Genomic DNA, 20,945 nt, shown 5'->3' on the forward strand with positions numbered 1-20,945 from the left:
GGCGCCTTTGACGGCGTGCCGGGTTAAGGTCTGATCGACACATACAGGAGGCACTCGGTTGTTGTACGGCGCGATGAAGGTCGCTGTTGGGGGACCGCTGAAGGTCGCCTTCAGGCCCTGGGTGGAAGGCCTGGAGAACATTCCCGACGAGGGCCCCGCGATCCTGGCGAGCAACCACCTGTCCTTCTCGGACTCGTTCTTCCTGCCCGCGGTCCTGGACCGCAAGGTCACGTTCATCGCGAAGGCCGAGTACTTCACCACGCCCGGGGTGAAGGGCCGGCTGACGGCCGCGTTCTTCAAGGGCGTCGGCCAGCTGCCCGTGGACCGCTCCGGTGCGCGCGGCGCGGGTGAGGCCGCCATCAGGAGCGGCATCGAGGTGCTGGAGCGCGGCGAGCTGTTCGGCATCTACCCGGAGGGGACGCGCTCGCCCGACGGGCGGCTCTACCGTGGCAAGCCGGGCGGCCTCGCGCGCGTGGCGCTGGCGACCGGCGCGCCCGTCATCCCCGTCGCCATGATCGACACGGAGAAGATCCAGCCGCCCGGGAAGGTCATGCCCAAGCTGATGCGTCCTGGCATCCGGATCGGCAAGCCCCTGGACTTCAGCCGCTACCAGGGCATGGAGCACGACCGGTTCGTGCTGCGCGCGGTGACCGACGAGGTCATGTACGAGATCATGAAGCTCTCCGGCCAGGAGTACGTCGACATGTACGCGACGGCCATGAAGAGGCAGCTCGCGGAGGCGGCGAAGGCGGAGAAGGAAGCCGAGAAGGCGGCGAAGGCCGCGCTCGCCCGGGCGGAGAAGGAACAGGCGGAGAAGGAACAGGCCGACAAGGAAAAGCCGGAGCGGTAGGAGCCGGAGAAGAGGCGGACGGAGCCCTGGTCGGGGGCGCGTTCCGGGGGTGGGGGAGATGGCCAGGCGCGAGCGAGTCATGAGGATGTCGGTCGAACAGCCGCTGTGGCGTGCGCTGACCGCCTACCGGGTGCTCACGATGCTGTACGCGATCGGCCTGTTCGCCACCGCCTACGAGGAGTTCGTCCGGCCCTGGGTCGCCGTCGCCTACTACGTCGTGCTGGCCGCGTGGACCCTGGCCACACTGCCCCGGGTCGCGAGCGCCGCCCGCTGCACCAAGGGGTTCCTCGCCGCCGATCTGACCGTCGCCCTCACCGGCATCCTGCTCACGCCCGTCGCCGACGCGCACGAGCGGGTCCAGGCGGGCGGCCCGACGCTGCCGTCGATATGGACCGCCGGTGCCGTCCTCGCCTTCGCCGTCAAGGGCGGCTGGCGCTGGGCGGCCCTGGCCTCCAGCCTCGTGGCCGCCGCCAACCTGATCGAGCGCGGCAGCCCGGCCCGCGACACCGTCCACAACGTCATCCTCGTCTGCATCGCCTCCATCGCCATCGGCTACGTCGTGGAGGTCGCCCGCGCCTCCGAACGCACCCTCGCCCGCGCCCTGGAGATCGAGGCCGCGACACGCGAGCGGGAGCGCCTCGCCCGGGACATCCACGACAGCGTGCTCCAGGTGCTGGCGATGGTGCAGCGGCGCGGCGCGGTGATCGGCGGTGAGGCGGCCGAGCTGGGCCGGATGGCCGGTGAGCAGGAGGTCGCGCTGCGCACCCTGGTCTCCGGCGGAATGGTGCCCGTCTCCCGGGTCTCGGAGGACGCCACCGAGGGAGCCGTCGTCCGGGCCGTCGAGGAACAGCCGGAGGAGAGCGGCCCCGTCGACCTGCGCGCCCTGCTCGCGCCGTACGCCGGAGCCAAGGTCAGTCTCGCCGAGCCCGGCGCGCCCGTGCCGCTGGTGCCGGTCGCCGCCCGGGAGGTGGCCGCCGCCGTCGGGGCGGCGCTGGACAACGTCCGCAAGCACGCCGGGGAGCAGGCGCGCGCGTGGATCCTCGTCGAGGACGAGCCGGACGAGGTGATCGTCACCGTACGGGACGACGGACCCGGCATCCCGGAAGGGCGGCTCGCCCAGGCCGAGGGCGAGGGGCGGCTCGGTGTCGCCCTGTCGATCCGCGGCCGGCTGCGCGACCTCGGCGGCAGCGCGGAGCTGATCTCGGTGCCGGGCCAGGGCACGGAGGTCGAGCTGAAGGTACCGAAGGACGTGACGACCGTACGGGGGAAGGCGGAGCAGCGATGACGGAGAGCACTGCGGACCTGCGGGACGCGATCAGGGTCATGGTGGTCGACGACCACCCCATGTGGCGCGACGCGGTCGCCCGTGACCTGGCCGAGTCGGGCTTCGAGGTGGTCGCCACCGCGGGCGACGGCGAGCAGGCCGTGCGCCGCGCCAAGGCCGCCGCACCCGAGGTGCTCGTGCTCGACCTGAACCTGCCCGGCAAGCCCGGCGTCCAGGTCTGCAAGGAGGTCGTCGCCGCGAACCCCGCGCTGCGCGTCCTGGTGCTGTCCGCGAGCGGTGAGCACGCCGACGTCCTGGAAGCCGTGAAGTCCGGCGCGACCGGCTATCTGCTGAAGTCGGCCTCCACCGAGGAACTCCAGGACGCGGTCCGCCGCACGGCCGTGGGCGACCCCGTCTTCACCCCCGGCCTCGCCGGGCTGGTCCTCGGCGAGTACCGCCGCCTGGCCTCCGAACCCGCTCCCGCTCCCGACACCGACGAGCCGAAGGCGCCCCGGCTCACCGACCGTGAGACCGAGGTGCTGCGCCTCGTCGCCAAGGGCCTGAGCTACAAGCAGATCGCCGAACGCCTGGTCATCTCCCACCGCACGGTGCAGAACCACGTTCAGAACACTCTCGGCAAGCTCCAGTTGCACAACCGCGTGGAGCTCGTGCGGTACGCGATAGAGCGCGGCCTCGACGACGAGTGAGGCGCACGTCACACTGACCCTTCGTCAGGCACCTGCGGCGAAGGGACTGTTCCATGCGCGTCGGAGTACTGACCGGAGGCGGCGACTGCCCCGGACTCAACGCCGTCATCCGGGCCATCGTCCGCAAGGGCGTGCAGGAGTACGGCTACGACTTCACCGGCTTCCGGGACGGCTGGCGAGGGCCCTTGGAAAACGACACCGTCCGTCTCGACATCCCCGCCGTGCGCGGCATCCTGCCCCGCGGCGGCACCATCCTCGGCTCCTCGCGGACCAACCCGCTGAAGGAGCGGAACGGCATCCGCCGGATCAAGGAGAACCTCGCCGAGCTGGAGGTCGAGGCGCTGATCGTCATCGGCGGCGAGGACACCCTGGGCGTGGCCGCCCGGCTGTCCGACGAGCACGGCGTGCCCTGCGTGGGCGTGCCGAAGACGATAGACAACGACCTGTCCGCCACGGACTACACCTTCGGGTTCGACACCGCGGTCGGCATCGCGACCGAGGCCATCGACCGGCTGCACACCACCGCCGAGTCCCACATGCGGGTCCTGGTCTGCGAGGTGATGGGCCGGCACGCCGGCTGGATCGCCCTGCACTCGGGCCTGGCCGGCGGCGCGAACGTCATCCTCATCCCCGAGCAGCGCTTCGACGTCGAGCAGGTGTGCGCCTGGGTGACGTCCCGTTTCCGGGCGTCGTACGCGCCGATCGTGGTCGTCGCGGAGGGCGCCATGCCCAAGGACGGCGACATGGTCCTCAAGGACCAGTCGCTGGACTCCTTCGGGCACGTCCGCCTGTCCGGGGTCGGCGAGTGGCTCGCCAAGGAGATCGAGAAGCGCACGGGCAAGGAGGCCCGCACCACGGTCCTGGGTCACATCCAGCGCGGCGGCACCCCCAGCCCCTTCGACCGCTGGCTCGCCACGCGCTTCGGCCTGCACGCCATCGACTGCGTCCGCGACGGCGACTTCGGAACCATGGTCGCCCTGCGCGGCACGGACATCGTCCGTGTCCCCATCGCGGACGCGACGGCCCGTCTGAAGACGGTGGACCCGACGTTGTACGAGGAGGTCGGGGTGTTCTTCGGCTGACCGCCTGGTCCAGGTGCCGGTCGGGGCCGCGCGGCCCCGACCGGACCCCGTGCTACACCGAGGGCGCGCTCGTGCCCCGCAGCTGCCCCACCAGGTCCCGCACGACCCGCGCCCCGTTCAGCGTCAGCACCGACTCGGGGTGGAACTGCAGCCCCGCGAACCCGGGCCCCCGCAGCGCGTGCACCTCCCCGTTCGCCGAGCGGCTGACCTCCACGCCGTGCGCGGCCAGCTCCTGTCCGGCCCCTTCGTCGCAGCGCGCCACGAAGCTGTTGTAGAAACCGACCGTCTCCGGCCGCCCGAACAGATCGATCGTCGTCTGCGCCCCCTGGTAGGGCACGTCCTTCCGTACGATCTCCAGCCCGAGCTCGGCCGCGATCAGCTCGTGCCCGAGGCAGACGCCGAGCACGCCGTGCGGGTGCTCACGGATGACCTCGGCGGTGAGGCTCCGCAGGAGCCGCATCTTGGGATCGGTGAGGTCGGAGGGGTCGCCGGGGCCCGGGCCGAGCACGACCGGGCCCTCGTGCGCGAGCACCCCCTCGCGGAGCCCGTCCTCGTCGTACCGCCGGACGGTCACCTCCAGTCCGCCCGACCGCAGCACATGCGCGAGCATCGCCGTGAAGGTGTCCTCGCCGTCGACGACCAGGGCGTGTCCGGCGAGTTCCCCGGACGGCTCCTGCATCCGCAACCAGAACGGCGCGAGCGAGGCCCGGCGCCCGTCGAGCGCGTCCTGTACGCGCGGATCTTCGGCCAGCCGCGGCCGTACGGACTCCTCGCGCGGCCGTCCCGGCCGCACGCCCAGCGCCGTCAGCACTCCGGCCGCCTTCGCATGCGTCTCCGCGACCTCGCCCGCCGGGTCGGACCCGCGCACGAGCGTGGCGCCCACCGGCACCCGCAGCCGGCCGCCGGCGTCGATGTCGGCCGTGCGGATGAGGATGGGGGAGTCGAGCGTCTGGGCCCCGCCCGAATCCCGCCCGAGGAGGGCCAGCGCACCGGCGTAGTAGCCGCGCCCGCCGACCTCGTGCCGCTCGATGACCCGGCAGGCGTTCTGCACCGGCGAGCCCGTGACGGTCGCCGCGAACATGGTCTCCTTCAGGACCTCGCGCGCGTCCAGGGAGGACTTCCCGCGCAGCTCGTACTCGGTGTGCGCGAGGTGCGCCATCTCCTTCAGCCGGGGCCCGACGACGACCCCGCCCATGTCGCCGACGGTGCACATCATCTTGAGCTCCTCGTCGACGACCATCGACAGCTCCTCGATCTCCTTGCCGTCGGCGAGGAAGTCCAGCAGGTGCTCGGGCGTCGGCCCCTCGGCGGGGTAACGGTACGTGCCGCTGATCGGGTTCATGACGACCGTGCCGCCGGACATCCGCACGTGCACCTCGGGGCTCGCCCCGACCAGCGTCCGGTCGCCGGTGTGCACGACGAACGTCCAGTACGCGCCCCGCTCGCCCTCCAGCAGCCGCCGGAACAGCGCCAGCGCGTCGGCCCGGCCGAACCCGGGGATCTCACCCTCGTACGTCCGCCGGATGACGAAGTTCGCGCCCTCGCCCCGCCCGATCTCCTCCCGCAGCACGCGCCCGACGATCTCCGCGTACTCCTCGTCACCGACGTCGAAGCCACCGCCCTCGACCCGCACGTCGTGCGCCGGGAGCTGCTCCAGGGCGTCGGCGAGCGGGACGGCGTGGGACTCCGCGGGTGTCAGCACCGACAGCGGCGTGCTGTCGTCGCGGACGTCGAAGCCGCGCTCGCGGATCTGCCGGAAGGGGACGAGCGCCAGGCCCTCGTCGGGGAGGTCGGCGAGGCGGTCGTACGTGGTGACCGGGCCGATGAGGACCTCGATCAGGTCGTGGTCGTGGCCCGGGGTGCGGCGGCGGAGCAGGGCGAAGGGGCGGGGCTCGTGCAGCAGCTGTGTCAGGTCCATGGTTCCTCCGTGGCTGTCGATCGACGGCGATCGATGTCGGTGAGGAGCGGACCTAAGGGAAACACCGAAGGCCGCCCTCGGGCGGCCTTCGCGAAGTCTGTCGTACGCGCAGTCAGTGGGCCGCCGGATGAGCGGTCCACCACCAGGTCTGGATCGAGTGCGCGAACATGACAGGCACCCTACCCCATGTCCGAGTCGTGTACCCCGTGTCTCAATTGCTGGGCATGGGTCAGGACGCCCGACACGACCCCGTAATGTTGAGGCCGTGACCGTGAACGCTAAGTCCAGCGCGAGTGCTGGCAACACCTGGCGAGACCTGCCCGCGGCGCAGCAGCCCGAGTACCCCGACACCGAGGCTCTGCGCGCAGTCGTTGCGGACCTCGAGTCGTATCCGCCGCTCGTCTTCGCGGGCGAGTGCGACCAGCTGCGCGCCCGGATGGCGGCCGTCGCCAAGGGAGAGGCGTTCCTCCTCCAGGGCGGCGACTGCGCCGAGGCCTTCGACGCGGTGTCGGCGGACCAGATCCGCAACAAGCTCAAGACGCTGCTCCAGATGGGCGCCGTGCTGACGTACGCCGCGTCCGTGCCGGTCGTGAAGGTCGGCCGCATCGCCGGCCAGTACTCCAAGCCGCGCTCCAAGCCGACCGAGACCCGCGACGGCGTGACGCTGCCCACGTACCGGGGCGACTCCGTCAACGGCTTCGACTTCACCGAAGAGGCCCGCATCCCGGACCCCGAGCGGCTGAAGCGGATGTACCACGCCTCGGCCTCCACGCTGAACCTGGTGCGCGCCTTCACCACCGGCGGCTACGCCGACCTGCGCCAGGTGCACGCCTGGAACCAGGACTTCGTGAAGTCGTCCCCGTCGGGGCAGCGCTACGAGCAGCTGGCGCGCGAGATCGACAACGCGCTGAACTTCATGCACGCCTGCGGGGTCGACCCGGAGGAGTTCAAGACCGTCGAGTTCTTCTCGTCGCACGAGGCGCTGCTGCTCGACTACGAGTCCGCCCTGACCCGGGTCGACTCGCGCACCGGGCAGCTGTACGACGTCTCCGCGCACATGGTGTGGATCGGCGAGCGCACCCGGCAGCTGGACCACGCGCACATCGAGTTCGCGTCGAAGATCCGCAACCCCATCGGGATCAAGCTGGGTCCGACGACCACGGCCGAGGACGCGCTGCAGTACATCGAGCGCCTCGACCCGGAGCGTGAGCCGGGCCGGCTGACGTTCATCGTCCGCATGGGCGCCGACAAGGTCCGCGACAAGCTCCCCGAGCTGGTCGAGAAGGTCACCGCCTCGGGCGCCACCGTGGCCTGGGTGACCGACCCGATGCACGGCAACACCTTCGAGGCGGCCTCCGGGCACAAGACCCGCCGCTTCGACGACGTGCTCGACGAGGTCAAGGGCTTCTTCGAGGTCCACAAGGCGCTCGGCACCCACCCCGGCGGCATCCACGTGGAGCTGACCGGCGACGACGTCACCGAGTGCGTGGGCGGCGGCGACGAGATCTTCGTCGACGATCTGCACCAGCGCTACGAGACGGCCTGCGACCCGCGGCTCAACCGCAGCCAGTCGCTGGACCTGGCGTTCCTCGTGGCCGAGATGTACAGGGACCAGTAACGGGTTCGCCTGTTACCCCGACATCGACTGGGGCGCGGATCACATACGATCCGCGCCCCTCTCCACTTTTGCGCCTCCCACCCGGCGGGTAAGGTTAGGTTAGCCTCACCGATCAACGGGGACGGCGCCTTGGAAACGACCCTGCCGGGAGGTGGACCGCGTGTACGTGTGCAGTTGCTTCGGGATCACCGAGCAGCAGGTCAAGCAGCACGCGGACGGCGGTGCCTGCACCCCTCGGCAGATAGCCTCCGCCTGCAAGGCGGGCACGGACTGCGGGTCTTGTGTACGCCGCATCCAGGCGATTCTGGGCAGGGGTGCGTGCCCTCGCCGTGAGATGGCCGACCGGGGCCAGCCGGTGCTCGCGGAGCTGGAAGACGCCGCCTAGAGCTAGCTCGGCTGCTCGATCTGCTGTGCGATGTACAGTGCCTCGCCGATCTTGTCGATGAGCTCCAGCTGTGTGTCCAGGTAGTCGATGTGGTGCTCCTCGTCCTCGAGGATCGACTCGAAGAGGTTCGCGGACGTGATGTCGCCCTTGCTGCGCATCACCTCGATGCCGCGCTTGAGGCGGTCGATCGCCTCGACCTCGACCTGCCGGTCCGCCTGGAACATCTCGGTGACCGTCTGACCGACCCGGACATGGAAGAGCCGCTGGTAGTTGGGCAGGCCGTCCAGCATGAGAATGCGTTCGGTGATCTTGTCCGCGTGTTTCATCTCGTCGATGGATTCTTCACGCGTGTACTTGGCGAGCTTGGTCCAGCCCTTGTTGTCCTGGATCCGGTAGTGCAGCCAGTACTGGTTGATCGCCGTCAGCTCGCCGGTCAACTGCTCGTTCAGGAATTCGAGTACCTCGGGGTCGCCCTGCATCGCAGAGGCTCCTTCCGCGCGGGGGGAACTGGCAGGTTGCGCCGCATGATTCCATCGGCGACGAAGATCGTCCAGTAAGTCTTCACTTAGTAAGTAAGGGCATGCTTAGTTCTCAATGTCCTGTTTTGGGGTTGCCCCGGTCAGGGGCATCACCGGGGGTCTGTCAGGATGGAGTCATGGGTCAGCCGGTGGGACACGAATCGGGAGAAGGGCGCGATCCGGCAGGAGCGACGCAGCCCGGGCTTCCGCCGGGACAGCGGGTGCAGCGCGGCTGGCCGGTCACGCACTACGGGCCCGTCCCCAAGTTCCGGCCCGAGCGCTGGGAGTTCAGGGTCTTCGGCGCCACGGCGGACGGCGGCAAGCACTGCTGGACCCACGAGGAGTTCACGGCCCTGCCGTACACCACCGTCGTGGCCGATCTGCACTGCGTCACGAAGTTCAGCATGCTGGGCGCCGAGTGGGGCGGTGTCCCCGCGCGCACGATCCTCGACATCGCGCCGCCCGCGGACGACGTCACCCATGTGATGGTGTGGGCCGAGTACGGATTCAGCTCCAACCTCCGGCTGTCCGACTTCGCCTCCGAGCACGTCCTGTTCGCCACCCACAAGGACGGCGAACTGCTCACCGCCGAGCACGGCTTCCCGCTGCGCCTGATCGTGCCCCACCTGTACGCCTGGAAGGGCCCCAAGTGGGTGCGCGGCGTGGAGTACATGACCGCCGACCGGCGCGGCTTCTGGGAGGAGCGGGGCTACCACAACATCGGCGATCCGTGGCAGGAGCAGCGCTACTCGTACCAGGAGGAGCCGGGGGACGGTCCCGACCTGTGAGGCCTTTGAGGCTCTGACGCCTCCGGGATCTTGGCCTCCCGGATCTTCGAGGTCTTCAGCAGTCGCGCAGCTTCTTCAGCCGCTCCACGTCCGCCGCGTGCCCCTCCTTGCCGCCCGGCGTCTCGATGATCAGCGGCACGCCCTCGGTCGCGGGGTGCGTCATCAGGGCGCGGAACGGGTCCTCGCCGATGTGGCCGACGCCGATGTTCTCGTGCCGGTCCTTGTGGGCGCCCACCACGTCCTTGGAGTCGTTGGCGTGGATCAGCTTCAGCCGGCCCTCGCCGACCGTGTCCACCAGCAGGTCCAGCGTCCGGTGCATGCCGCTGGGGCCGGTCAGGTCGTGCCCGGCGGCGAAGATGTGGCAGGTGTCCAGGCACACGCCGAGCATCGGGTGGGCGTCCAGCGCCTCGAAGTACGGGCCGAAGTCCCAGGTCCGCGAGCACAGGGAGGCGCCCTGCCCGGCGGTCGACTCCAGCAGCAGATACGGGTCGTCGTCGTGGGTCAGCTCGTCGAGCAGCGGCAGCAGCTGCTCCCGGACCTGCTTCAGCGCCACCGACCGCTCCCGGCCGCCGGTCGCACTGCCGGTGTGCACGACCACGCCCAGCGCCCCGATCTCCCGCCCGCGGCGCAGCGAGTGCCGCAGCGACTCCACCGACCGCTCCACGGTCGCCTCGGTGTGCGAGCCGAAGTTGATCAGGTAGGGGGCGTGCACGTACGCCGGGATCGACTCGGCCTCGCACGCGGCGCGGAACGCCTCGTCCTGCTTCGGATTGCCGGCCGGTGTGGCCCAGCCGCGCGGGTTGGCGACGAAGACCTGGACGGTTTCCGCCTTCAGGTCACGGGCGTAGGTCAGGCCGACGGAGTGGAGCCCACCGGCCACGGGGACGTGGCCGCCCACGGGGTTGCGGGAGGGGCCGGACAGCTGATTGTTCACCCGTTCAGGGTGTCATGCGTCCGGCCCTGCCCCGTCCACGGGCCCCCTGCCCGCATCCGTCACCTGATCTTGATGGTGATCGTCGAGCCCTTGGGCGCGCTCTCCCCGCCCTTCACGGACTGGTCCTTCACCGTGTCGCCGAACAGTCCGAGCAGTCCGCGGTCCTCGTCGACCTGGAACCCGGCGCTCTCCAGCTCCCGCGTGGCGTCGTCCACGCTGTCGCCGACCACGTCCGGGACCTCGATCATCTCCGGGCCCTTGGACACCGTCAGCGTCACCGTGTCACCCTCGGCGGCCCGGCCGCCGGGGTTCGGGCTCTGCTTGGCGACCTGGCCCTTGTCGAACTCGGAGGAGGTGACCCGCTCGGCGGCGACCTTCACCTTGAGACCGGCGTCCGTCAGCTCGGCCCTGGCGTCGGCCAGGTCGTCACCGGTGACGTCGGGAATGTCGATGGGGCTGCCCTTGCTGACGACGAGCGCCACGGCCGTGCCCGCGCGCACCTTCGTGCCGTCCGCCGGCCGTGCGTAGATCACCGAGCCCTTGGGTACGTCCTCGCTGAACTCCCGGGTGACCATGCCCGGCTCCAGCCCGTCCCCCTGCAGCAGGGACCGGGCCTTGTCCAGCCGCTGCCCCTCCAGGGCGGGCACCCGCACGTTCTCCGGGCCGTCGGAGACGGTGAAGGCCACCGAGTCGTTGAGGCGGATACGGGTGCCCGGCTCAGGGTGGGTGCCGATGATCGTGCCGCGCTTGACGGTGTCGCTGTAGGCGTGGCTGACCTTGCCGACCTCGAGCCCGGCATCGTCCAGCCTGGCCCGGGCCTGCTCTTCGGTCTTCGACAGCAGCGGGGGGACCTCGGTGAACTGGCCCGAGTTGATGTACCAGATGCCGGCGCCGAGTCCGAGCACGAGCAGGACGGCGGCGACGATCGCCATCGGGCCGCGGCGGGGCCCCGAGCGGCGCCGGGACGGCGGGGGCGGCGGGGACTCGAAGCGGCTGGTGCGGTTCAGCGCGGCCGCGGAGCCCTCCTCCGCGTCCTCGTTGACGGGCAGCGGGCGCGGTGTGGCAAGCGCCCGCGGGATCACGCTCGTACGGTCGTCCGCGTTGACGTGGTCCGCCGCGAGCGCCTGCGGCGGCACCGCGTCCAGCTGCTCCACGGTCAGCCGGCCGCGCCCGTCACGGACCTGCGCGAGCAGCGCCACCGCGTCGTGCGGGCGGATGTCCGGGGTGCGGGCCGTCGCCGAGGCCACCATCTCGTCCAGCTCGTACGCCAGACCGGGCACGGCGGCCGAGGGCGGCGGGACGTCCTCGTGCAGATGCTTGTAGAGGATCACGGCCGGGGAGTCCCCGTCGTGCGGCTTGTCGCCGGTGAGCATCTCGTACAGCATCACGCCGCACGCGTACACGTCGACGCGGGGGTCCGCGGTGCCGTTCTCTATCTGCTCGGGGGCGAGGTACGAGACCGTGCCGAGCACCGTGCCGGTGGTGTTCGTCACCGTGTCGACGGCCCGTACGAGACCGAAGTCGGCGACCTTGACCCGGCCGTCGTCCCCTATCAGGACGTTCTCCGGCTTCATGTCCCGGTGCACGAACCCGGCGCGGTGCGCGGCGCCCAGCGCGGCCAGCACCGGCTCCAGGATGTCCAGGGCGGCACGCGGCTGGAGGGCTCCGCGCTCGCGCAGCACGTCCCGCAGGGTGCAGCCCGCGACGTACTCCATGGCGAGGTAGACGTAACTGCCGTCGGTGCCCTGGTCGAAGACCTGCACCACGTTCGGGTGCGCCAGCCGGGCCACCGACTTCGCCTCGCGGATGAACCGCTCGACGAACGAGCCGTCGACCGCGAGCGAGGGGTGCATCACCTTGAGCGCGAGGACCCGGTCGAGGCGGGTGTCCACGGCCCGGTAGACCGTGGCCATCCCGCCGACCGCGATCCGCGCGTCAATGCGATACCGGCCGTCGAGCACCTGCCCGACCAAGGGGTCCTGAAGGGTCGTGTCCACGCAGGCGAGTGTACGAGCCATGACTGACAGCTCCATCGCCCCGCCTGCTTTCGGAGCGCGACTGAAGCGGACCTGTGACGTGCGTCCCACCGCCGCTGCTCCGGCTCACTGAAAAGCAGGCCGCTCCGGATCCAGCACAGCCCTGCCCTCAGTCGGCGAGGACGCCTCCGCGAAGTGCCGCCGAGGAATACGCCCTGCCCGATAAGCCAACCTCCCCGCCTCGACCGCGTTCCTCATGGCGGCAGCCATCAGCACCGGCTCCTGCGCCCGCGTCACCGCCGAGGCGAGCATCACACCCGCACACCCCAGCTCCATCGCCAACGCCGCGTCCGACGCCGTACCGGCCCCCGCGTCCAGGATCACCGGCACACGCGCGTGCTCGACGATCAGCTGGAAGTTGTGCGGATTGCGAATGCCCAGCCCGGAGCCGATCGGCGAGCCGAGCGGCATGATCGCCGCGCAGCCGACGTCCTCCAGCTTCCGCGCCAGCACGGGATCGTCGTTGGTGTACGGCAGCACCGTGAACCCGTCGTCGACCAGCGTCTCGGCCGCTTCCAGCAGCTCGATCGGATCCGGCAGCAGCGTGCGCTCGTCGGCGATGACCTCCAGCTTGACCAGGTCGGTGCCGAGGGCCTCGCGCGCGAGGCGGGCCGTGAGGACGGCCTCACCGGCGGTGAAGCAACCCGCCGTGTTGGGCAGGACGCGGATGCCCAGCTTGTCCAGGACGGACAGCACCGAGCCGTGCACCGAGGCGTTCACCCGGCGCATCGCGACCGTCGTCAGCTCCGTCCCGGACGCGACCAGCGACCGCTCCAGCACATCGAGGCTGGGAGCCCCGCCCGTACCCATGATCAGGCGGGACGTGAAGGACGTACCACCGAGGACAAACGGATCGTCGGCCATGGTCAGCCTCCTTGGACGGCGGTGAGGACTTCCACGCGGTCCCCCTCGGCGAGGGGCGTGGACGGCCACTGCGCGCGCGGGACGACGGTTTCGTTCAGGGCGGCGGCCACGCCGGACGGCGCGGCGGTGAGGGACTTCACGACGGTGTCGAGAGCCGTGCCGGGCCGGACGTCCCGGGGCTCTCCGTTGACGGAGATGTTCATGCGGGCTGCTCCGTGAGGGCGGTGGCGGTGCTGAAGCGCTTCGGCGTGAAGGGGCGGGCCTCTTCGGGGAGTTCACCCGTCGCCAGGACGTGCGCCAGGGCGTCGCCGGTGACCGGCGTGAGCAGGACGCCGTTGCGGTAGTGCCCGGTGGCCAGCAGGAGCCCTTCGAGACCGGTCGGGCCGAGCAGCGGAGCGTTGTCGGGGGAGCCGGGGCGCAGTCCGGCCCGGGTCTCGGTGAGGGGCAGCTCGGTGATGCCCGGGACCAGCTCGTGCGCGTCGCGCAGCAGCTCGTACACGCCGCCCGCGGTCACGGTGGTGTCCCAGCCCAGCTCCTCGCTGGTCGCCCCGACGACCAGCTCGCCGCTCTCGCGGGGCACCAGGTAGACGTGGCTGCCGCGCACGACCGCGCGCACGGTCCGGCTCAGGAACGGCCCGTGCCGCTGCGGCATGGTCAGCCGTACGACCTGCCCCTTCACCGGCCGCACGGGCGGCAGCACGTCCTCCGGGACGCCCGCGAGCCGCCCGCTGAGGCTGCCCCCGGCCAGCACGACCTGCCCGGCGTCCAGCGGGGTGCCGTCGTCCGTGACGGCACCCGTGGCCCGATCGCCCACGACGGTCAGCCGCTCGGCCCACGCCCGGTGGAAGACCACACCGGCCCGCTCGCACGCGGCGACCAGCGCCCCGGCCAGCCGCCGCGGGTCGATCTGGTGGTCCCCGTCGACCCGCAGCCCGCCGCGCACGCCCGGCGCGAGCATCGGCTCCAGGCGACGGCACTCCCGCCCCGACAGCCACTGCGACTCCAGGCCCGACTGCTGCTGCAGGGCATGCAGGTCGCGCAGATGGGCCCGGTCGTCGGCGTCCAGGGCCACGGCGAGCGTGCCGCAGCGGCGGTAGCCGAGGTCGTGGCCGGTCTCCTCGGTGAGCTCGGCCGCGAAGTCCGGATAGCGCCGGGCGGAGGCCAGATTGAGGGCGAGCAGGGTCTGCTCGCCGTAGTGCAGTTCCGTGACGGCGGCCAGCATCCCGGCCGCCACCTGTGCGGCTCCGCCGCCCGGCTCCGGGTCCACCACGGCCGTGGCGAGCCCGCGCTGCGCGGCCCGCCACGCGGTGACCAGGCCGATGATCCCGCCCCCGATGACGAGGACGTCTGACGTTCGCGTACGCGACATGGGCGTCCAGCCCCTCCCTTCGCCGGCATGACCCGGATCAGGTTCGTACGGTCGGAGGCCGCCAGCCTCCCTCTCAGCCCGGTGCGTCCGGGCTCCCGCGAGTGCCTTGCGTTGGCCACCCACCCTAGCCCGATGCCGTACGGCGCAGTAAGGGAGCCACCGCCATGGGCCCGGTCCCTGAACGGTCATGTCCTCGTCCCGGTCGCGTGTGGAGCAGGTCACTGCACATGAGCACTGACTGACAAAATGTCAGTTGTCTATGGTGATCAGGTGAGCGAGCAGACGCAGGAACCAGGTTCGTCCGCGCCGCGGCGCGTGGTCGTGGCGGGCGCGGGCATGGCCGGGGTCCAGACCGCGGTCGCCCTGCGCGAGCAGGGCTTCACCGGCACCGTGAGCCTGATCGGTGCCGAGCCCCACCAGCCCTACGACCGGCCCCCGCTGTCCAAGGCCGTCCTGCTCGGAAAGGCCGAGGGCTCCGCCTTCGACGTCGACTTCGAGGCCCTCGGCATCGAACTGCGGCTCGGCTGCGAGGTGCTCGGCCTGCGCCCCGGCGACCACGAGCTGGACACCGAGGACGGGCCCGTGCCGTACGACGTCCTGGTCGTCGCGACCGGTGCCGAACCCATCCGGCTGGCCGGCGCGGAGGGCGTGCCGGGCGTGCACCTGCTGCGCACCCTGGACGACGCCGAGCGGCTGCGGCCGGTGCTGGCCCGCCGGCACGACATCGTGGTCGTCGGCGCGGGCTGGATCGGCGCGGAGTTCGCCACCGCCGCGCGCGAGGCGGGCTGCGCGGTGACCGTGGTGGAGGCCGCCGAACGGCCCCTCGCCGGGGCGCTGCCCGCCGAGGTCGCCGCGCCGATGGCCGGCTGGTACGCCGACGCGGGCGCCGTGCTGCGGACGCACGCGCGCGTGGAGCGTGTGGAACCCGGCACGGTGGTTCTCGACGACGGCTCGCGGCTGCCCGCGGGCGCGGTCGTCGTCGGCATCGGCGCCCGCCCGGCCACGGCCTGGCTGTCCGGCTCCGGGGTCGAGCTGGGCACGCACGGCGAGATCGTGGCCGACCAGCACCTGCGTTCCTCGGTGCCCGACGTGTACGCGGTCGGCGACTGCGCCTCCTTCCCCTCGGGCCGGTACGGCGAGCGTCTGCTGGTGCACCACTGGGACAACGCCCTCCAGGGGCCGCGCACGGTCGCCGTGAACATCGTCGGCCGGGCCTCGGGGGAGACCCCGGCGGTGTACGACCCCGTGCCGTACTTCTGGTCGGAGCAGTTCGGGCGGTTCGTGCAGTACGCCGGGCACCACGCGGCCGCCGACACGACCCTGTGGCGGGGCGACCCGGCCGGACCGGCCTGGACGGTCTGCTGGCTGCGCGGCGACCGGCTGGTCGCGCTGCTGGCGGTGGGCCGCCCCCGGGACCTGGCGCAGGGCCGCCGCCTGATCGAGTCGGGCACGCCGATGAATCCGACCCTGCTCGCGGACCCGGCGAGGCCGATGAAGGCGGCGACCGCGTAGCTGTCGAGGCGTGCGTGTCCGCCCAGGTGGGCGGTCCCGACTTCCGACTGTCAGTGGGGGATGGCAGGCTGGTTTCCGTGACCGAGATTGACGCAAAGATCGATGCTCTCGTCCCTGCCTGGCTCACCCTCCCCGACATCGCCGAACAGCTCGGCGTCGAGGTGACGCGCGTGCGGCAGCTGGTCAAGGAGGGCCAGCTCATCGCCGTACGCCGCGGTGAGAACCGCGCGCTGCACGTCCCCGCGGCCTTCATCGACGGGGACAAGGTCGTCAAGGGCCTGTCCGGGACCCTGACGCTCCTGCGGGACGACGGTTTCACGGTCGAAGAGATGCTGGAGTGGCTCTTCACCCCCGACCCGAGCCTGCCCGGCACGCCGGCCCAGGCCCTGAGCGAGAACCGCGGCACGGAGGTGAAGCGCCGCGCCCAGGCGCTCGCGGTCTGACCCGACGACGACCGAACAACGGTCCGGTGCCGCTCGCGCGGGGCCGGACCCGAACAACCGCCCGGTGTGGGCCGGGACCCGTGGGGCGACCCGTGGGTCCCGGTCACGGGTTGGCACGTGCCCGGCACGGACGCGGGCGCCCGGTGCCTCGTAATGTCACCGGCACGGGCGCACCCCGCACCCGTCCGCCACCGACACTAGGGGGACCACACGCATGGCCGCCACCACCCGCACCACCGCCCGCGCCCAGCTCGCCGACGCCCGGGTCTACCTCTGCACCGACGCGCGCAAGCGGCAGGGCGATCTCGTGGAGTTCCTGGACGCCGTCCTGGCGGGCGGGGTCGACATCGTGCAGTTGCGGGACAAGGGCATGGAGGCGGCCGAGGAGCTGGAGCACCTGGCCGTCTTCGCCGACGCCTGCGCCCGGCACGGCAAGCTGCTCGCGGTCAACGACCGCGCGGACGTCGCCCACGCCGCCGGCTCCGACGTACTGCACCTCGGCCAGGGCGACCTCCCGGTCCCCGCGGCCCGCGCCATCCTCGGCGGCGACGTTCTGATCGGCCGCTCCACGCACGCCGAGTCCGAGGCCGCCGCGGCCGCCGTCCAGGACGGCGTGGACTACTTCTGCACCGGCCCCTGCTGGCCCACCCCCACCAAGCCCGGCCGGCACGCCCCCGGCCTGGACCTCGTCCGGTACACCGCCGCTCTCGGCACCGACCGGCCCTGGTTCGCCATCGGCGGCATCGACCTCGGCAATCTCGACCAGGTCCTGGAAGCGGGAGCCCGGCGCGCCGTCGTCGTACGGGCGATCACCGAGGCCGACGACCCGGGCGCGGCGGCGGCCGAGTTCGCGAAGAGGCTGCGGGAAAAGCAGGCGACCGGTCTGCAGGCCGGTCTGTAGGCCGGTTTGTAGGCCGGTTTGTCCAAGGGGTGGACAACAAGTACACAAATCGGGCAAAAGCCGGTGCCCGGTTGGGGGACCGACCGCCCCTGGCTAACCTGCCGGTATGGCCCTCGGCACCGCATCCATCAGGTCGGACCACGCGCGCACCGTCCGCGACATGCTCGCGACCGGCAAGACGACGTACTCGTTCGAGTTCTACGCCCCGAAGACCCCGAAGGGCGAGCGGATGCTGTGGAACGCGCTGCGGCGGGTCGAGGCCGTGGCGCCCGACTTCGTCTCCGTGACCTACGGCGCGGGCGGCTCCACCCGCGCGGGCACGGTCAAGGCGACCGAGGCGATCGCCTCCGACACCACCCTCACGCCCATCGCGCACCTCACCGCGGTCGACCACTCCGTGGCCGACCTGCGCAACATCATCGGCCAGTACGCCGACGCCGGGATCCGCAACATGCTCGCCCTGCGCGGCGACCCGCCCGGCGACCCGATGGGCGAGTGGGTGCCGCACCCCCGGGGCCTGGCCTACGCCGCCGAACTGGTCGAGCTGATCAAGGCGTCCGGCGACTTCTGCGTGGGCGTCGCCGCCTTCCCGGCGATGCACCCGCGCTCCACCGACTGGGACACCGACGTCCGCCACTTCGTCGACAAGTGCCGTGCGGGCGCGGACTACGCCATCACGCAGATGTTCTTCCACCCGGAGGACTACCTCCGGCTGCGCGACCGCGTCTCGGCCGCCGGCTGCGACACCCCGATCATTCCCGAGGTCATGCCGATCGCCAGCGTGCGGTCGCTGGAGCGGATCGGGTCCCTCACCAACGCCGCGTTCCCGGCCGCCCTGAAAGAGCGGATCCTCACAGCAAAAGACGATCCGGCCGCTGTACGCTCCATTGGTATCGAATTCGCCACGGAGTTCTGTGCGCGGCTGCTCGCCGAGGGAGTGCCCGGCTTGCACTTCATCACGCTCAACAACTCCACGGCGACGCTGGAAATCTACGAGAACCTGGGCCTGCACCACCGACCGCAGGCCTAGACCGTTCGCACCGGTATACGACACACTGCGTAGCGGCGACTGGGAGAGGGGCGTACATGGGCTGGGCGGTCCTCTACATCGCGTTCGGCATCGTCGCGCTGTGGCTGTTGGGCGAGGTGCTGTTGCAGTACAAGGCGCGGCTGCGCTGGCGACTGCTCGCCTTCCTCGGTTTCCTCGGTGTCGTGGTCGGTGTGCTGATCCCGTCCGTCATCGTGATCGGACTGGGTGCGGCCGCCTTCGCGGTCGGGCAGACGTACGTCACCCTGTCGTTCCGCAGCGGCTTCTCGGCCGGCTGGGCGATGAACGCGCCGATGCTGGGCGGCGGCAAGGGCCGCCGCGGTGAGCGCGGCCGTCAGGAGCCGAGCCTCGAGGTCTCCGGCATGGAGGCGGCCGACGGCGGCTACGGCGACGAGGGCGCCGACTACCGTCGCGACGCCACCGCCCCCGCCTACGGCCAGGACGACGACTACGACCGCGACGACGTCTTCACCCCGTCGCGCCCCGTCCATCCCACGTCCGCCGAGACCACCGCCGTCTACGAACCGCAGCCCGTGCCCGACGACACCGGCTCCTACGGCGTGTACGGCGACACGGGGTACCAGCCGGGCCCGTCCCACGACCAGTACGCCGCCACGGCCCAGGGCACCGACCAGTCCTACGGCTACGACTACTCGGGCTACGGCCAGCAGCAGGGCTACGACGCCACGGACCAGCAGCAGTACGCCGCCTACTCCGACCCGTACATCGGCACGCCGACCTACGGCGGGGCCTCGTACGACACCTCCTACGGCGACCAGCAGTACTACGCCCAGCAGGGCTACGGCCAGGACCAGTACGCCGGCACCTACGGCGGCGAGAGCCCGCCCGGCGGCGTGTGGGTCCCGCAGCAGCGCACCACCGACGAGTACGGCCAGGAGCTGCCGCCGGAGCAGCAGTCGTACCCGTACCAGGGCGACGGGCAGCAGCAGACGCCCGGGAACGGCTTCGACGAGCAGTACCGTTTCTGAAGCCTGAACGCCGCCGGGGCGGCGAGCCTACTGGGAGCCCCGGAACTCCGGTCCCTCCACGATCAGTCCCGCCACCAGTGCGCCCGACATGCCCGCGTGCGGCAGTCCGCCACCGGGATGCGCCCAGCCGCCGACGGCGAACAGACCGGGCACGCGTGTGTTGTTGGACGGGTGCAGCAGCCGCCCGCCGTCCGCCGCCAGGGCGGGCACCGGCACCGCTCCGCCCTCCGCGCCGGTCGCTTCGGCGATGTCGGCCGGGGTGCGCACCTCCTGCCAGAGGAGGCGGTCGCGCAGGTCCGGTATCGCGCGTTCGGCGACCGTGATCATGCTCTCGGTGAGGGCGTCACAGGACTCGCCGGGCCGCGCGGGCACCACCGTCGTGAGGGTGACCGCCTCGTGCTCCGGGTCCGGGACCAGCCCCGGGTCGTCGGGCCGCAGGACCGTGACCGTAGGACGAGGGTTCCGCGCCGCCGGGCCGAAAAGGGCGTCCAACTCGGCCTCGCGGTCCGCCGCGTGGACCACCGTGCGGTGTGCCGTGCCCTCGGGGCGGGCACCGCGCAGAGCGAGCAGCACCGTGACCCGGCTCGCCGTCGCGGGCTGCGGCGGCACGTCGCCGTCACCCCGCACCACGGCCTGTGCCGACAGCCGGTCCAGCGTGCCGGGCGCGACACCGGCGATCACGAAGTCCGCCTCCGCGACCGTGCCGTCGGCGAGTTCCACCCCCGATGCCCGGCCGTCCTTCTCCAGCACCCCGGTCACATCGGCGCCGAAACGGAACTCGACCTTCCGGGCCAGACACCGCTCGTACACCGCGCGGGCCAGCTCGCGCAGGCCGCCGCGCACGTACCAGGTGCCGAAGGCGTGCTCCATGTACGGCAGTACGGCCGCGCTCGCCGGGGTGGTCCGGGGGTCCAGGCCGTGCGCCAGGGCGTGGCTCTCCAGGAGGGCGGTGAGCCGGGCGTCCCGCAGCTCCCAGGCGCCGACCTCGGCGAGCGTGCCGGCCCGACGGGTGCGCAGCAGCCGCTTGTGAGGCACCGCCGGGTACGGCTCGCGCTCGGCCAGCACCTGCCAGTTCGGCCACAGCGGCTCCTCCAGGAGGGGCCGGCGGGTGCGGTCCCAGGCCTCGCGGGCCCGCACCAGGAAGTCGCCCCACCGCTTCCCGGCCCCGGAGCCGAGCGCCTCGTCCAGGGCCGCCACGACGCCGGCGCGTGAGGCGTTCGGCAGCGACACCCGGGTGCCGTCCGCGAACACGTGCCGGGACGACGGGTCGACCTGGACCAGGTCGACGCAATGCTCCAGCGGCTCCTTGCCGGTCTTGACGAACAGGTCGCGGTAGACGGCGGGCAACGGGAGCAGGCCGGGGCCGGTGTCGAAGGAGAACCCGTCGCGCTCGAGGCGGCGCAGCGCTCCGCCGTATGTGTCCGTCCGCTCGTGGACCACCACCCGGTGGCCCGCGACGGCCAGCCGGGCGGCCGCCGCCAGCGCGCCCATCCCGGCGCCGATCACCGCAATCCGTGCCATGCCAGGGACTTTATCGGCCCCCACTGACAGCCCGCGCTGACAGCCCTCCCGCGGCCGCCTCCGAGTACGGGCGCGGAGGTGATCGTGACCAGTCGGCCACGGAGCGTTCTGGGGCCGCGTGCGCAGGGCTGAGTACCCGTACCTAGTGAGGGAGTTGAGTACGCGCGCGGATGGGAGACGACCTGCGAGAACGAGAGA

At 71.7% G+C, this 20,945-nt stretch carries 20 protein-coding genes and 1 riboswitch; of the genes, 12 read left to right on the forward strand and 8 right to left on the reverse strand.

The genetic code is table 11. The features are described 5' to 3' along the window. The first annotated feature begins 73 nt into the window (after positions 1 to 73). The 4 genes from MQE23_RS32450 to MQE23_RS32465 are packed head-to-tail and all read left to right on the forward strand — an operon-like array spanning position 74 to position 3,903. Positions 74 to 850 (forward strand): lysophospholipid acyltransferase family protein, encoded by a 777-nt coding sequence (locus MQE23_RS32450; protein ID WP_037669495.1) that lies wholly within the window; start codon positions 74 to 76, stop codon positions 848 to 850. A gap of 58 nt (positions 851 to 908) precedes the next feature. Beyond that, positions 909 to 2,135 carry a DUF5931 domain-containing protein gene (locus tag MQE23_RS32455; protein ID WP_243380968.1) on the forward strand — a complete coding sequence of 409 codons (1,227 nt, stop codon included), beginning with the start codon at positions 909 to 911 and terminating at the stop codon, positions 2,133 to 2,135. Then, positions 2,132 to 2,821, forward strand: a complete 690-nt coding sequence (locus tag MQE23_RS32460; protein ID WP_020272976.1) for a response regulator transcription factor — start codon at positions 2,132 to 2,134, stop codon at positions 2,819 to 2,821. The genes MQE23_RS32455 and MQE23_RS32460 overlap by 4 nt, the downstream gene beginning before the upstream one ends. A 53-nt stretch (positions 2,822 to 2,874) precedes the next feature. Continuing rightward, on the forward strand, positions 2,875 to 3,903 hold the full coding sequence (locus tag MQE23_RS32465) for a 6-phosphofructokinase (protein ID WP_020272977.1): 1,029 nt from the start codon (positions 2,875 to 2,877) through the stop codon (positions 3,901 to 3,903). A gap of 52 nt (positions 3,904 to 3,955) precedes the next feature. Here MQE23_RS32465 and MQE23_RS32470 read toward each other — a convergent pair whose 3' ends face one another. Then, entirely contained in the window at positions 3,956 to 5,821 is a 1,866-nt protein-coding gene (locus MQE23_RS32470; protein WP_243380969.1) for an anthranilate synthase family protein, read from the reverse strand. Positions 5,822 to 6,086: 265 nt separating this feature from the next. On the opposite strand from MQE23_RS32470, the gene MQE23_RS32475 reads away from it, so the two are divergent. Both MQE23_RS32475 and MQE23_RS32480 read left to right on the forward strand, forming a co-directional pair. Beyond that, positions 6,087 to 7,439, forward strand: coding sequence for a 3-deoxy-7-phosphoheptulonate synthase class II (locus MQE23_RS32475; RefSeq protein WP_020272980.1), 1,353 nt, complete (start codon positions 6,087 to 6,089; stop codon positions 7,437 to 7,439). A gap of 151 nt (positions 7,440 to 7,590) precedes the next feature. Then, positions 7,591 to 7,824: a (2Fe-2S)-binding protein gene (locus tag MQE23_RS32480; RefSeq protein WP_020272981.1), complete on the forward strand. Its 234-nt coding sequence runs from the start codon at positions 7,591 to 7,593 to the stop codon at positions 7,822 to 7,824. 2 nt (positions 7,825 to 7,826) lie between these two features. Here MQE23_RS32480 and bfr read toward each other — a convergent pair whose 3' ends face one another. After that, a complete protein-coding gene (bfr, locus tag MQE23_RS32485) occupies positions 7,827 to 8,303 on the reverse strand; it encodes a bacterioferritin (protein WP_020272982.1) in 477 nt (158 codons plus the stop codon). 176 nt (positions 8,304 to 8,479) lie between these two features. Here bfr and MQE23_RS32490 point away from each other — a divergent pair, with 176 nt between their 5' ends. Further along, positions 8,480 to 9,130 carry a sulfite oxidase-like oxidoreductase gene (locus MQE23_RS32490; RefSeq protein ID WP_243380970.1) on the forward strand — a complete coding sequence of 217 codons (651 nt, stop codon included), beginning with the start codon at positions 8,480 to 8,482 and terminating at the stop codon, positions 9,128 to 9,130. Positions 9,131 to 9,185: 55 nt separating this feature from the next. On the opposite strand, the gene MQE23_RS32495 is transcribed toward MQE23_RS32490, so the two are convergent. The 5 genes from MQE23_RS32495 to thiO all read right to left on the reverse strand — a co-directional run bounded on the left by MQE23_RS32495 (position 9,186) and on the right by thiO (position 14,333). Beyond that, complete coding sequence (locus MQE23_RS32495) at positions 9,186 to 10,064, reverse strand: deoxyribonuclease IV (protein ID WP_243380971.1); 879 nt, start codon at positions 10,062 to 10,064, stop codon at positions 9,186 to 9,188. A 59-nt stretch (positions 10,065 to 10,123) separates the two neighbouring features. Continuing rightward, on the reverse strand, positions 10,124 to 12,061 hold the full coding sequence (gene pknB, locus MQE23_RS32500) for a Stk1 family PASTA domain-containing Ser/Thr kinase (protein ID WP_243380972.1): 1,938 nt from the start codon (positions 12,059 to 12,061) through the stop codon (positions 10,124 to 10,126). 105 nt (positions 12,062 to 12,166) lie between these two features. Next, complete coding sequence (locus tag MQE23_RS32505; protein WP_020274487.1) at positions 12,167 to 12,964, reverse strand: thiazole synthase; 798 nt, start codon at positions 12,962 to 12,964, stop codon at positions 12,167 to 12,169. A 2-nt stretch (positions 12,965 to 12,966) separates the two neighbouring features. After that, the gene (gene thiS, locus MQE23_RS32510) at positions 12,967 to 13,167 is read right to left on the reverse strand and encodes a sulfur carrier protein ThiS (protein WP_020274486.1); all 201 of its coding nucleotides are present in this window, start codon (positions 13,165 to 13,167) and stop codon (positions 12,967 to 12,969) included. After that, a complete protein-coding gene (gene thiO / locus MQE23_RS32515) occupies positions 13,164 to 14,333 on the reverse strand; it encodes a glycine oxidase ThiO (protein ID WP_020274485.1) in 1,170 nt (389 codons plus the stop codon). Before thiO ends, thiS begins: the two co-directional genes overlap by 4 nt. Further along, positions 14,331 to 14,442: riboswitch (TPP riboswitch) on the reverse strand. It overlaps the preceding gene by 3 nt. Positions 14,443 to 14,603: 161 nt before the next feature. On the opposite strand from thiO, the gene MQE23_RS32520 reads away from it, so the two are divergent. The 5 genes from MQE23_RS32520 (at position 14,604) to MQE23_RS32540 (ending at position 19,226) form a co-directional block, all read left to right on the forward strand. Next, positions 14,604 to 15,845, forward strand: coding sequence for an FAD-dependent oxidoreductase (locus MQE23_RS32520; RefSeq protein ID WP_243380973.1), 1,242 nt, complete (start codon positions 14,604 to 14,606; stop codon positions 15,843 to 15,845). 77 nt (positions 15,846 to 15,922) lie between these two features. After that, complete coding sequence (locus MQE23_RS32525; RefSeq protein WP_020274483.1) at positions 15,923 to 16,288, forward strand: Rv2175c family DNA-binding protein; 366 nt, start codon at positions 15,923 to 15,925, stop codon at positions 16,286 to 16,288. Between the two features lie 214 nt (positions 16,289 to 16,502). Further along, a complete protein-coding gene (thiE, locus tag MQE23_RS32530; RefSeq protein ID WP_020274482.1) occupies positions 16,503 to 17,189 on the forward strand; it encodes a thiamine phosphate synthase in 687 nt (228 codons plus the stop codon). A gap of 106 nt (positions 17,190 to 17,295) precedes the next feature. After that, complete coding sequence (gene metF, locus MQE23_RS32535; RefSeq protein ID WP_020274481.1) at positions 17,296 to 18,219, forward strand: methylenetetrahydrofolate reductase [NAD(P)H]; 924 nt, start codon at positions 17,296 to 17,298, stop codon at positions 18,217 to 18,219. 56 nt (positions 18,220 to 18,275) lie between these two features. Further along, positions 18,276 to 19,226, forward strand: coding sequence for a hypothetical protein (locus tag MQE23_RS32540; RefSeq protein ID WP_243380974.1), 951 nt, complete (start codon positions 18,276 to 18,278; stop codon positions 19,224 to 19,226). Positions 19,227 to 19,253: 27 nt separating this feature from the next. On the opposite strand, the gene MQE23_RS32545 is transcribed toward MQE23_RS32540, so the two are convergent. Beyond that, complete coding sequence (locus tag MQE23_RS32545; RefSeq protein WP_243380975.1) at positions 19,254 to 20,747, reverse strand: NAD(P)/FAD-dependent oxidoreductase; 1,494 nt, start codon at positions 20,745 to 20,747, stop codon at positions 19,254 to 19,256. Between the last annotated feature and the right edge of the window lie 198 nt (positions 20,748 to 20,945).

This window comes from Streptomyces sp. HP-A2021, from assembly GCF_022807935.1.
GTDB lineage: Bacteria > Actinomycetota > Actinomycetes > Streptomycetales > Streptomycetaceae > Streptomyces > Streptomyces afghaniensis.